The sequence below is a fragment of the Gordonia caeni genome (assembly GCF_039537105.1).
Classification (GTDB): Bacteria; Actinomycetota; Actinomycetes; order Mycobacteriales; family Mycobacteriaceae; genus Gordonia; species Gordonia caeni.
Map to the genome: position 1 here is coordinate 1 of NZ_BAAAZW010000001.1, position 12065 is coordinate 12065.

The 12065-nt window shown below is 69.5% G+C and carries 14 protein-coding genes; 5 read left to right on the forward strand and 9 right to left on the reverse strand.

The window, feature by feature from the left end:
* Positions 1-171 precede the first annotated feature (171 nt).
* The 4 genes from ABD732_RS00005 to nth are packed head-to-tail and all read right to left on the reverse strand — an operon-like array spanning position 172 to position 3534.
* Positions 172-1377: a MarP family serine protease gene (locus ABD732_RS00005; protein ID WP_344779304.1), complete on the reverse strand. Its 1206-nt coding sequence runs from the start codon at positions 1375-1377 to the stop codon at positions 172-174.
* On the reverse strand, positions 1374-2168 hold the full coding sequence (locus ABD732_RS00010; protein WP_344779306.1) for an NUDIX hydrolase: 795 nt from the start codon (positions 2166-2168) through the stop codon (positions 1374-1376). The genes ABD732_RS00005 and ABD732_RS00010 overlap by 4 nt, the downstream gene beginning before the upstream one ends.
* A complete protein-coding gene (locus ABD732_RS00015; RefSeq protein ID WP_344779308.1) occupies positions 2165-2851 on the reverse strand; it encodes a TlpA disulfide reductase family protein in 687 nt (228 codons plus the stop codon). Before ABD732_RS00015 ends, ABD732_RS00010 begins: the two co-directional genes overlap by 4 nt.
* Entirely contained in the window at positions 2848-3534 is a 687-nt protein-coding gene (gene nth / locus ABD732_RS00020; protein WP_344780314.1) for an endonuclease III, read from the reverse strand. Before nth ends, ABD732_RS00015 begins: the two co-directional genes overlap by 4 nt.
* A gap of 170 nt (positions 3535-3704) precedes the next feature.
* Between nth and ABD732_RS00025 the strand changes: the two genes are divergently transcribed.
* Positions 3705-3932 carry a hypothetical protein gene (locus ABD732_RS00025; protein WP_344779310.1) on the forward strand — a complete coding sequence of 76 codons (228 nt, stop codon included), beginning with the start codon at positions 3705-3707 and terminating at the stop codon, positions 3930-3932.
* Positions 3933-4052: 120 nt separating this feature from the next.
* Positions 4053-4727: a CRP-like cAMP-activated global transcriptional regulator GlxR gene (gene glxR, locus ABD732_RS00030; protein WP_344779312.1), complete on the forward strand. Its 675-nt coding sequence runs from the start codon at positions 4053-4055 to the stop codon at positions 4725-4727.
* A gap of 26 nt (positions 4728-4753) precedes the next feature.
* On the opposite strand, the gene ABD732_RS00035 is transcribed toward glxR, so the two are convergent.
* Genes ABD732_RS00035 through sp36 form a run of 3 tightly spaced genes read right to left on the reverse strand, consistent with a single transcriptional unit; the run spans position 4754 to position 6212 of the window.
* On the reverse strand, positions 4754-5569 hold the full coding sequence (locus ABD732_RS00035; RefSeq protein WP_344779314.1) for an MBL fold metallo-hydrolase: 816 nt from the start codon (positions 5567-5569) through the stop codon (positions 4754-4756).
* Between the two features lie 2 nt (positions 5570-5571).
* The gene (locus ABD732_RS00040) at positions 5572-6045 is read right to left on the reverse strand and encodes a RidA family protein (RefSeq protein WP_344779316.1); all 474 of its coding nucleotides are present in this window, start codon (positions 6043-6045) and stop codon (positions 5572-5574) included.
* Between the two features lie 2 nt (positions 6046-6047).
* Positions 6048-6212, reverse strand: a complete 165-nt coding sequence (sp36, locus tag ABD732_RS00045) for a Sp36 family protein (protein ID WP_344779318.1) — start codon at positions 6210-6212, stop codon at positions 6048-6050.
* Positions 6213-6294: 82 nt separating this feature from the next.
* On the opposite strand from sp36, the gene bagA reads away from it, so the two are divergent.
* Positions 6295-7311, forward strand: a complete 1017-nt coding sequence (bagA, locus tag ABD732_RS00050) for an ATPase BagA (RefSeq protein ID WP_344779320.1) — start codon at positions 6295-6297, stop codon at positions 7309-7311.
* Entirely contained in the window at positions 7308-8402 is a 1095-nt protein-coding gene (bagB, locus tag ABD732_RS00055; RefSeq protein ID WP_344780316.1) for an ArsA family ATPase, read from the forward strand. The genes bagA and bagB overlap by 4 nt, the downstream gene beginning before the upstream one ends.
* Positions 8403-8411: 9 nt before the next feature.
* On the opposite strand, the gene ABD732_RS00060 is transcribed toward bagB, so the two are convergent.
* Both ABD732_RS00060 and ABD732_RS00065 read right to left on the reverse strand, forming a co-directional pair.
* Positions 8412-8912, reverse strand: a complete 501-nt coding sequence (locus tag ABD732_RS00060; RefSeq protein WP_344779322.1) for a hypothetical protein — start codon at positions 8910-8912, stop codon at positions 8412-8414.
* 102 nt (positions 8913-9014) lie between these two features.
* Complete coding sequence (locus tag ABD732_RS00065) at positions 9015-9350, reverse strand: WhiB family transcriptional regulator (protein WP_344779323.1); 336 nt, start codon at positions 9348-9350, stop codon at positions 9015-9017.
* 300 nt (positions 9351-9650) lie between these two features.
* Here ABD732_RS00065 and ABD732_RS00070 point away from each other — a divergent pair, with 300 nt between their 5' ends.
* Positions 9651-12059, forward strand: coding sequence for a penicillin-binding protein (locus ABD732_RS00070; RefSeq protein WP_344780318.1), 2409 nt, complete (start codon positions 9651-9653; stop codon positions 12057-12059).
* Positions 12060-12065: the final 6 nt, after the last annotated feature.

A 12065-nucleotide genomic window follows, 5' to 3' on the forward strand; every position in this document is an offset into this window, starting at 1 on the left:
AACGACACAAAGCCTTCGACACGGCCCCTCACTACGTTCGGCACCGGCTCAGGCAGCGAACGTTCCGTTCGGCACCGGCTCAGGCAGCGGGAGAGGTCAGGACCGGCTCAGGCAGCGCAAGAGTCCGGCACCGGCTCAGGCAGCGGGAGAGGTCGGCGGCGGATCAGGCACTCAGCGACTTAGGCACTGGGCCGTACTCGCGGCCCGCTGGCGTCGCTCGGAGCCGGTGACGTCGGACTCCACCTGCTGTGCGGTGAGCACGAAGCCGGTGTCGTCGGCGATGTTCTCCGAGGCGCCGAAGACCACGCCCAGCACCGAGCCGTCCGGGGCGATCATCGGACCGCCGGAGTTCCCCGACCGGACGGTGCCGCGCACGGTGTACACCTGCCGCTTGACCTCCTGCGGGCTCTGATAGATGTCCGGGCCCACCAGGTTGACGGTGTTGCGCACCCGCACCGGAGTGACGGTGAACGGGCCGTCCTCGGGATAGCCCAGGATGATCGCGTCGGCGCCGGACGACGCCGGCGCGTTCGCGAAGTCGAGCGCGGGGGCGGTGAGGCCGGGGACGTCCAGGACGGCCACGTCGTTGCGGGCGTTGAACCAGACCACCGTCGCGTCGTAGCGATCGCCGCCCGGCGTCTCGATCGCTACCTCGTCGGTACCGGCGACCACGTGCGCGTTGGTCATCACCCGTTCCGGGCTGATCACGAACCCCGACCCCTCCAGCGCCTGACCGCAGTCGCGGGCCACACCGAGGATCTTGATCACGCTGGGCCGCACTCTCGCGGCCGCGGCCGAACTGTCGAGCTGCTCGTCGGGGGCCTCGACGGTGGCCACCTCGGCCTCGCCGAACGGGCTGATCACCTGTTTGATGCCGGAGCTGTCGAGCAGGGCGGTGAAATCTCCGGGTAGCTGGCGCATCCACTGCGGGGCCACCCGGTCGACCGCGCCGACCACCTTCGAATCGCCGACGGCCTGCACGAAGGAGTTCTGCGTGGCGGCCTCCCGGATCGGGATCGCCAGCAGCCACGCGGCCACGCAGATGGCGATGAACTGGACCACCGCGCCGACCAGGCTGTCCACCCGGCGCAGCCGCAGCGAATTCAGACCGCTGCGGGCCGCCCGACCGATCACCATGCCGGACACCTCGCCGATGATCACCAGCACGATCAGCAACGCGACGGCGCTGACCAGTCGGGCCCGCGGATCGTCGATGCCGTCGACCACGTGGGGCACCAGCAGGATCCCGGCGAGCACGCCGATCACCACGCCGACGAACGCCAGCACCGAGGCGGCAGCGCCCTGACGGTAGCCGCTGGCCGCGGCGAGGCCCGCGACTGCCAGCACGATCAGGTCGACCCAGAGCGCTCCACTCACTCCGGTCCCCGGTCCTCGCCCATCGTCGGGAAGCCGGACACCTGCCGCCCGCCGGTCGCGGCGATCATCTGTTCCAGCGGCCGGACGTCGTCGGTGTCCCACGGCACGTCCCAGCCGGCGGACTGGCTGATCGCGGCCAGCAGACCGCCGGTGAAGCCCCACACCAGCATGTCGTCGTACAGGAAGGCCGGGCCCTTGTAGGCGGTGGCGCCCATGATCGAGCGGCTCACCTGGAACCGGTGGCGCGGATCCAGCAGTTCGCGCAGGTTCACCCGCACCACGCGCGAGGTCTCGGCCTCGTCGACCACACCCACCTCGCTCGGGCTGGTCCAGTGCCCGAGCACCGGGGTCACCTCGAAGCCGGACGGCACCGGGAACGTCGGCAGGCTGGCCAGGACCTGCACCCCGTCGGCGCGCAGCCCGGTCTCTTCGCGGGCCTCCCGCATGGCGGTGCCGACCGGATAGTCGTCGCCGGGGTCGCGGCTGCCGCCGGGGAAGGCGATCTGCCCGCTGTGGGTGCGCATGGTGGCCGCGCGCTCGGTCAGCAGGATGTCGGCGTCGGTGGGCAGGCCGCCGGGATGGTCCCGGGCCGGGTCGAACGAGCCGCCGAACAGCACCAGCACCGCGGCGGCGCGCTGCGCCTGGAACGCGGCGGCCCACCGGGCGCGGTTGCCGCCGCGGCGCAGCACCGCCTCGTTCACCGCGGACGGGTCGTCGGTCACCGGGCGCAGCCACGGCGGGATCTGCGACCGGTCCACCAAGGCGCCCGCCGGTGCGGGCCGCCGCTTCACGAGCCCGCTCCGGCCAGGTCGACGCCCAGTTCGTCGCGCACCACGGCGGCCAGCTCGTCGTAGGTGTCGAAGACCTGCGGAAGCACACCGGCGACGGTTCCGTCGGCCCGCACCAGGATGGTCGACGGGTAGACCCGGGGAGCGCGCAGCGCCCCGGCCACCGATCCGTCGGTGTCGGCCACCGTCGGCAGATGCACGCCGACCTCCTTCAAGAACTGCAGGATCGCGTACGGCTTGTCGCCGCCGTCACGCGCATGCACGGCCAGCACGTCCAGCTGGTCGCCGGCGCGCTGGTAGAGCTGATCGAAATACGGCAGCTCGCGCCGGCACGGCAGGCACCACACGGCCCACATGTTGATCACCGTGGGCTTGCCTGCGGTGGCCTGCCCCAGATCGATCGGCGTGCCGTCGGCCAGACACATCGCGGTGACACCGGCCAGCGCGGCCCCGGCCGGAACCGGGGCGTTGCTCTGCGGACAGGGGGCCAGTGCGGCCTCGGTGCGCGCCTGGGCCAGGGTCTCGTCGGCGATCTCCTCGTCGGTGATGCCGCGGCCGGCCGAGGGTGCGGCGTTCACGGCGGGTTCGGGATCGTCGCTGCGCGGCCACAGCGCGAAGATCAGCGCGAGCATCACCACGCAGAAGGCGATCATCGCCTTGGCGGCCGGAGATTTGAGGCGGCTCATTCACCGACTCCCGCCAGAGCCAGCAGGTGCTCGGTCTCGGGCCCCTTCACCAGTGCGGCGGCTTCGGCCTTGTCCGTGGGCCCCAGGCCGTACGACGGGCAGTCGCGGGCCAGCAGGCACACCCCGCAGGCCGGCTTGCGGGCGTGACAGATCCGCCGCCCGTGGAAGATGATCCGGTGCGAGAGGTCGGTGTACTCCTTGCGCGGGAACAGCTCGGCGACGGCGCGCTCCACCTTCACCGGGTCGGTTTCGTCGGTCCACTGCCAGCGGTTCACCAGGCGACCGAAGTGGGTGTCGACGGTGAGACCGGGGACGCCGAAGGCGTTGCCCAGGACCACGTTGGCCGTCTTCCGGCCGAAGCCGGGCAGCGTAACCAGCTCCCGGAGCGTGCCGGGGACCTCACCGTCGAACCGCTCCACCAGCGCCTGTCCCAGCCCGATGATCGAGTTGGCCTTGTTGCGGTAGAAGCCGGTGGACCGGATCAGTTCCTCCAGTTCGGTCCGGTCGGCGCCCGCGTAGGCCCAGGCGTCCGGGTAGCGGGCGAACAGCGCGGGGGTCACCATGTTGACCCGGACGTCGGTGCACTGCGCGGAGAGGATGGTGGCCACCGACAGCTCCAGCGGCGTGGTGAAGTCGAGTTCGCAGTAGACCTCGGGGAACTCCACCGTCAGGGTGCGGTTCATCCGCCGCGCACGGCGCACCAGCCCCAGGCGGGTCTCCGTCTTCGATCTGCTCACAACGCCCCAGGCTACCGGGGCGGCGCGCGGTCGGCGCCGCGCGTGTGCAGGTCACAAATCGGTGACGACGACCTTCCGGGTTTTCGGTCCGGTCGCCGCTGTGTTTACGTGGAGACATGCAAGGTCTGCTCGTGATCGTCTTCCCCTTCGCTCTGCTGCTGTTCGCGCTCGCCATGGAGAAGGTGCAGACCAACCTCGATCGTCTGTCCGTCGGCCGCGCCCAGGTGGACGAGTTCCTGGAGAGCGCCGATCAGACCGACGTGAGCAACCTGGCCAAGACCGGTCTGCCGGCGGCGCTGGACGAGCTCCGCAACCGCCGCAGCGGCGGCCGCGACGACGACTGAGCGCCGCGACATACCTCGGCAGTCCCCAACACGTGACTCTCGCAACAATTAGACTTTCTCATCGAGTAGCGTGAATCACTGGCGCACAGTCAGCGGCGACGAAACGAGAAAGGTTCCTAGGTGGACGAGATTCTTGCCCGGGCGGGTATTTTCCAGGGGGTTGAGCCTGCCGCCGTCGCGGCACTGGCCTCCGAGCTGACGGAGGTCGAGTTCCCTCGCGGACACGTGATCTTCCACGAGGGCGAACCCGGCGACCGCCTCTACATCATCTTGTCCGGCAAGGTGAAGCTCGGCCGCCGCTCCCCGGACGGCCGGGAGAACCTCCTGACCATCATGGGGCCGTCGGACATGTTCGGTGAACTGTCCATCTTCGATCCGGGTCCGCGCACGTCGTCGGCCACCACCGTCACCGAGGTGCGGGCGGCCACGATGGACCGCGACGCGCTCCGCAAGTGGATCAAGGACCGTCCGGAGATCGCCGAGCAGCTCCTCCGCGTGCTCGCGCGGCGGCTGCGGCGCACCAACAACAACCTGGCCGACCTCATCTTCACCGATGTCCCGGGCCGCGTGGCCAAGCAGCTGCTCCAGCTGGCGCAGCGCTTCGGCACCCAGGAGGGCGGCGCCCTGCGCGTCACCCACGACCTGACGCAGGAAGAGATCGCTCAGCTGGTGGGTGCCTCCCGCGAGACCGTGAACAAGGCCCTGGCCGACTTCGCGCAGCGCGGCTGGCTCCGTCTGGAAGGCAAGAGCGTCCTGATCGCCGATTCCGAGCGGCTGGCCCGCCGCGCCCGCTGACTCGGGCGGCCGGCCCGCCGGGAGGGTCAGAGAGTGCGCAGGTATTCCAGCTGCGTCTTGACGCTCATCTTGGCGGCCGGCCACAGCGCGGGGTCCACGTCGGAGTAGACCTTGCGCACCACTTTCATCGGCTTGGCCTGCTGCGGCGTCACCTTCAGCTCGTCCAGTGCCTGCCGGATCTGATCCAGGCGCTCCTCGCGGTGTGCCTTGTAGAACCTCGCGACCGGTCCGAGTTCGGCGTGATCGGGGCCGTGTCCGGGCAGCAGGGTGGCGTCGGAGGCCTCCACGATCAGCCGGTTCAGCGAGTGGAAGTAGTCGCCAAGGCCTCCGTCGGTGGGGTCGAGCACCGTGGTGCCGCGGCCCAGGATGATGTCGCCGGTGAGGATGGCGCGCTGCCCCTCCCACTCCACCAGGAAGCTCATCGAGTCCGCGGTGTGCCCCGGCGTGTGCAGCGCGGTGATCTTGAGCCCCGCGGCTTCGATCACCTCGCGGTCGGTGATCCGCGGTGCGCCGTGACTGTAGGTCGCCGAATGCGCGCGGTGGACGGCCCCGGTCTCCTTGCGCATCCGCTTGATCGCCCCGGTGTGGTCGAAGTGGCGGTGCGTGATCAGGGTCAGCTCCACCTCCCCGGCCGCCTCGGCGAGCGCACGCACGTGCTTCTTGGAGCGGGGTGGTCCGGGGTCCACCACCACCGCGGTGGGGCTGTCCGGGGCGCGCAGCAGCCAGGTGTTGGTGCCGTCGAGCTCCATCACGCCCGGATTGTCGCGCAGCAGCACCGAGGCGAACTCGGTGACCGGCCGGAGGAGCCCGTAGGCCGGATGCGCGGGAGTCTGACCGGTCACGGTCAGCTCACCTGAACTATCAACTCCACTTCCACCGGGGATCCCAGCGGAAGCTCGGCCACCCCGACGGCGGACCGGGCGTGCACCCCGGCCTGACCGAAGATCTCGCCGAGCAGATTCGAGGCGCCGTTGAGGACGCCGGCCTGGCCGGTGAAGCCCGGGGCCGAGGCCACGAAGCCGGTCACTTTCACCACCCGCACGACGGAGTCGATGCCGACGACCGCGTCGATCGCGGCCAGCGCGTTCAGCGCACAGGCGCGCGCGGCGACACCGGCTTCCTCCGGGGAGACGATGCCCTCGGCGCCTTCGGAGACCTTGCCGCGCACGGACAGTTCCCCGTTCACCACCGGCAGCTGTCCGGACGTGTAGACGAGATCGCCGACGCGCAGCGCCGGCGTGTAGCTGCCCACCGGCTCGGCCACCGGCGGCAGGACGATGCCCAGTTCGGCGAGCTTCGCACTCGCGGTGCTCGCCATGGCTAGTTGGTGGGCCGCTTGAGGTAGGCGACGTGCTGCTCCCCGGTGGGGCCGGGCAGCACGCTGACCAGTTCCCAGCCGTCCGAACCCCACGTGTCCAGAATGTCCTTGGTCGCGTGCGTCAGCAGCGGAATGGTCGCGTATTCCCAGGTGGTCAGTTGGCTCATGCTCCAACCCTATCCGTTGTGACCGGGTCCGGACAGTGGTGGTTCTTGAGCTCCACCGGACCGCGGTCGATAAGGTGAGGCCGTGACGACTGACGCGTTGACCGTGCAAGACGGCGTGTGGCCCGAACAGGCCCGCGGTGCCCGGCTCCATTTCGTGTCCGGGAAGGGCGGCACCGGCAAGACCACCGTCGCCGCCGCCCTCGCCATCGCCTTCGCCAGTGACGGCAAGAAAGTGCTGCTGGTGGAAACCGAAGGGCGCCAGGGCATCGCGCAGCTCTTCGATGTACCTCCCCTCCCACCCACCGACCATCAGGTGGCCTCGGCCGAGGGCGACGGCGGCGTCTGGGCGCTCGCGATCGACATCGAGCACGCCCTCCTGGAGTACCTGGACATGTTCTACAACCTCGGTTTCGCCGGGCGGGCGATCAAGAAGGTCGGCGCGATCGACTTCGTGACCACCGTCGCCCCCGGCCTGCGCGACGTGGTGATCACCGGCAAGATCAAGGAACGCGTGATCGCCACCGACAAGGCGGGCGAGCTGCTGTACGACGTGATCGTGGTCGATTCCCCGCCCACCGGCCGCATCGGCAGTTTCCTGGACGTCACCTCGGCCATGCGCGACCTGGCCAAGAGCGGCCCCATCCGCAGCCAGAGCGAGGGTGTGGTGAAGCTGCTGCACTCGCCGCAGACCTCCGTGCACCTGTGCACCCTGCTGGAGGCCATGCCGATCCAGGAGACGGTCGAGGCCGTCGACGACCTGGTCGCCAAGGGCCTGAACGTCGGCGCGGTGTTCGTGAACCGGGTGAACCCGCAGTATCTGCCCGACGACGAGCTCGACGAGATCGCCGAAGGCCGGGTGGATGCGGAGCGGCTGCGCACCGCCCTGGACGCGGCGGGGCTGGAACTGCCCGACGACGACTTCGCGGGACTGCTGACCGAGACCATCGACTACGCGGTCCGGCTGCAGGCGCAGCAGGTGGCCCAGGCCGAGCTCGACGAGGTGAACGCCCCGTCGATCGACCTGCCGGAGATCGAGGAGCACGTCGACCTCGGAGCGCTCTATCACCTCGCCCGCGTGATGAAGGAGGCAGGCGTCTGATGACCGATCTCAAGATGGGCGGCGTCCTGCTCGACCCGACCACCCGCGTGGTGATCTGCTGCGGCGCAGGTGGTGTCGGCAAGACCACCACGGCCGCCTCCATGGCGCTGTACGCGGCCGAGCACGGCCGCACCGTCGCGGTGCTCACCATCGACCCGGCGCGGCGGCTGGCGCAGTCGCTGGGCATGAGTGAACTCACCAACGAACCGCAGCCCGTGCCTGTGGAGGGCACCGGCACCCTCGACGCGATGATGCTCGACATGCGCCGCACCTTCGACGACATGGTGATCGAGCATTCGACGCCCGAGCGGGCCGAGGCGATCATGAACAACGCCTTCTATCAGACCGTCGCCTCGTCGTTCTCCGGCACGCAGGAGTACATGGCGATGGAGAAGCTGGGCCGGCTGCTGGAGCAGGACCGCTGGGACCTGATCGTCGTGGACACCCCGCCGTCCCGGAACGCCCTGGACTTCCTGGACGCCCCGCAGCGTCTGGGCTCGTTCCTGTCGGGCCGCCTGATGAAGATGCTGGTCGGCGGCGGCCGCGGGGTGGGCCGCATGGTGACGGGCGCGATGAGTCTGGCGATGCGGGGCATCGCGACCATCATCGGCGGGGACATCCTGCGTGACGTCGCGACCTTCGTGCAGTCGCTGGACTCGATGTTCGGCGGTTTCCAGGAGCGCGCGAACCGCACCTACGCGCTGCTCAAGGAGCCGGGCACCAACTTCGTGGTGGTGGCCACGGCCGAGCCGGATGCGCTGCGCGAGGCGAGCTTCTTCGTCAATCGGCTCGCGCACGACTCCATGCCGCTGTGCGGGCTCATCGTCAACCGCACCCATCCGAACCTGACCGGTATCTCGACGCCGACCGCGCAGGCCGCACTGGAACGCACCGACGACGACCTGGCGCGCGGTGTCCTGAATATCCATGTGGACCGGGCGCGGACGGCCAAGCGGGAACTGCATCTGCTGCAGCGCTTCATCTCGGCCAATCCGAGCGTGCCGTGGGTGGGGGTGCCGGCGCTGCCGTTCGAGGTGGCCGACAGCGAGGCGCTCCGCGCGGTCGCCGAGCAGATCACCACCCCCGGCTGACCGCGCCTCTCAGGGCCGCGTCTCGCCGCTGACGCCGGTCTCGCCGCTGACGCCGGCGTAGTAGGCCGTCGACTCGGGCCGGTACAGCAGGTAGACGATCGCGCCGGCCAGCAGCACCACCACGATCGCGATCGCGTCGATGCCGCCGATCAGCGTGTACACCGCCCCGATCAGCGCGAGGGCGGCCAGCGCGGTGGCCGCGGTGCGGGCCCACCGCTTGCCTCGGCGATTGGCCCAGGCCATGAACAGCCAGAGCGCGGTGAGCAGGATGGTCGCGACCGCGGCACCGATCCGCCAGTTGGTGACGGCGTCGTCGATCAGCGACTGCGCATCGCCGCCTCGCTCGGCGGCGTACTCGGCGTACTCGCGGAGCACGTCCGCGTCGTTGCGGAGGCGGCCGACCACCACGAAGACGGTCACGCCGACGGCCACCTGCAGTACGGCTCCCGCATACATCAGGCGCACGGCCGTGAGCAGGGAACGCGGCAGGCCTGACGGCTGATCGGTCATAGCGCCTGACGCTAGGGACTCGCCGCGGCCGACGCAACGCGCACCGACCGGCATCTCCCCCGGATCTTCGGTGCGGAGGCGCCTGCCGCCGCGGAGTTCAGGTCAGTGGTGCGGTGAGGTAGGCACCGAAGCCAGCCGCTGGCGACGGCGCTGGGCCTCGAAGAACGCCGCCCACGAGGTCACTTCCGGATGCTGGCGGAGCAGCGCCCGACGCTGGCGCTCGGTCATGCCTCCCCAGACCCCGAACTCGACACGATTGTCCAGCGCATCGGCTCCGCACTCGAGCTGAACTGGGCAGTGACGGCAGATGGTGGCCGCCTTTCGCTGGGCGGCGCCGCGGACGAAGAGATCGTCGGGGTTTGCCCCCCGACACCGGGCCTGCGCCACCCATGCGAGGCGAGCTTCCGAATCTCCACTGGACAGAGGGGCCAAAGTCATTGCAGTACTCAGCCTTTCAAACCCATCGACACTCCCCGCCGGTCGGGGCGTGCATAAGATCTTTCCCGTGATTTGTCTGTCACTCCCCCTGAAGTGTTAGCCGAATCACGTTTGCCAATCTATTGAGGTGCACGCTACAAACGCAAGTCACAGTTCGAACAACCCGCCCCGGCCGCGCGTTCCGACACGCGGATCGGCGCTATGAGACCACCGATCCGGCCACGTCGCGACTCGGGCACGTATCCTGGCCTCGTGGTGCGGAACTCCTCGAAACTCCCAGGCCTCGTACTGGCGCTGGTGATGGCCGGTGTGCTGGTCGCCGGGCTCATGTTCCCGTTCGCGAGCGGGGCCGCCATGCTGTCCAACCGCGCGGCCGCGACCATGGAGAACACGTCCTCGGAGCTGCTGAACGGCACGGTCCCCGAGGTCACGACGGTGACGGACGTGAACGGCGCCCCGATTGCGCAGTTGTACGACCAGTACCGCACGACGGTGGGCTACAACGACATCTCGCAGGACATGATCCGCGCGATCATCTCGGTGGAGGACCGCCGGTTCCTGGAGCACGACGGCGTCGACTGGCGCGGCACCATCCGCGCGGCCCTGAAGAACTCCTCCTCCGGCGAGGTGCAGCAGGGCGCTTCGACGCTGGACCAGCAGTACATCAAGAATTATCAGCTCCTCGTCCTGGCCCGCACCGAGGCCGACCGCGAGTCGGCCGTCGAGTCGACTCCGGCGCGCAAACTGCGCGAGGCCCGGATGGCGATGACCCTGGAGCGGTCCCTGGCGGAGCAGGCCATGCGCGACGGCATGGACGAAGCGGCCGCCAAGCAGGACGTCAAGAAGCAGATCGTCACCCGCTACCTGAACATGGTGCCGTTCGGCAACAACGCCTACGGGATCGAGGCGGCCGCGCAGACGTACTTCGGCAAGCCGGCAAAGGAACTCAACGTCGCCGAGTCGGCGATGCTGGCCGGCATGGTGCAGTCCAGTTCGGCGCTGAACCCGTACACGGATCCGGAGGCCACGCTGGCCCGCCGGAACACGGTCCTGGACACCATGATCGAGAACTTCCCGCAGATGGCCGCCCAGATCCGCGCCGCCAAAGAGGAACCGCTCGGAGTGCTGCCGAAGCCGCGCACCCAGGTGCAGGGCTGCATCTCGGCGGGCGACGCCGGCTTCTTCTGCGACTACGTGCTGCAGTACCTGGCCGAGAACGGCCTCACCCGCTCGACGGTGGCCCGCGGCGGCTACACCATCCGCACCACCCTGAACCCGGAGGTGCAGGCCAACGCCCTGCGCGCGGCGCAGGCGCAGGCCTCGCCGAACGTCGACGGCCTCGCGAACGTGATGAGCGTCGTCCGGCCCGGCAACGAGTCGCACGACGTGGTCGCCATGGTCTCCAGCCGCAATTACGGGCTGAATCAGAGCCGGAACGAAACCGTTCAGCCGCAGCCGTTCTCGCTGGTGGGCGACGGCGCCGGCTCGGTCTTCAAGATCTTCACCACCGCCGCGGCGATGGAGAAGGGGCTCGGCACCAACACCACCCTGAACGTCCCGCCGAGCATCGCCGTCTACGGCATGGGCAACAGCAACGGCGCCTTCGGTTGCCCCCCGAACGCCTACTGCGTCAAGAACGCCGGCCCGTACCCGGGGTCGCTGAGCCTGACCCAGGCGCTCGCGCAGTCGCCGAACACCACGTTCGTCGAGATGCTGCAGCAAGTGGGTGTCACCCCGGCCGTCGACATGGCGGTGCGGCTCGGCATGCGCTCGTACGCCGTCCCGGGCTCGTCGGGCAACGGCGATCAGAGCCTGGCCGACTACATCAAGAAGGGCAACCTGGGCTCGTTCACGCTGGGACCGTTCGCGCTGAACGCCCTGGAGCTGTCGAACGTGGCCGCCACGCTCGCCTCCGGCGGCGTCTGGTGCCCGCCCAGCCCGGTCGTGTCCATCACGCAGGTCAAGCGCGACCAGTACAGCAACGTCGTGATGGACCAGGACGGCGAGCCGGCCACGGTGGACGTGCCGTTCCACCCGCCGAAGTGCGAGCAGGTGGTCGAACGCGGCCTGGCCAACACGCTGGCCAACGCGATGAGCGAGGACGACAAGGGAGCAGGCACCTCGGCGGCCGCGGCCTCCTGGGCGGGCTGGAACCTGCCGATGTCGGGCAAGACCGGTACCACCGAGGCGCACCGCTCGGCCGCCTTCCTCGGCTTCACCAACCAGCTGGCGGCCGCCGCCTACATCTACAACGACGGCCCCACCCCGTCCGGGATCTGCACCTCACCGCTGCGGCAGTGCTACGACGGCGACGTCTACGGCGGTTTCGAACCCGCCCGCACCTGGTTCCGCGCGATCCTGCCGGTCGCCGAGAAGTTCGGTCCGGTCCGGATGCCGCCGAAGGATCCGCAGTACGTCAACGGCAGCAACCGCGGCCGTATCCCGAACGTCGCCGGGTTGCCGGTCAGCCAGGCCGTCTCGCGGCTGCAGGAGGCCGGCTTCAAGGTGAACGAGCTGGAGGTCGACAGCGGTAAGCCGAAGGGCACCGTGGTCTTCACCGCACCGTCGGACAGCGCCATGCCGGGCACCACGATCGCGGTGTACGTGAGCAACGGCAAGAGCGACAATGACGGCGAGGGCGGCACCACCTCCAAGACCGTCACCGTGCCCGGTGTGGGTCCGGTGGTGATCGAGGTTCCCGAGAGCTGACCGGCG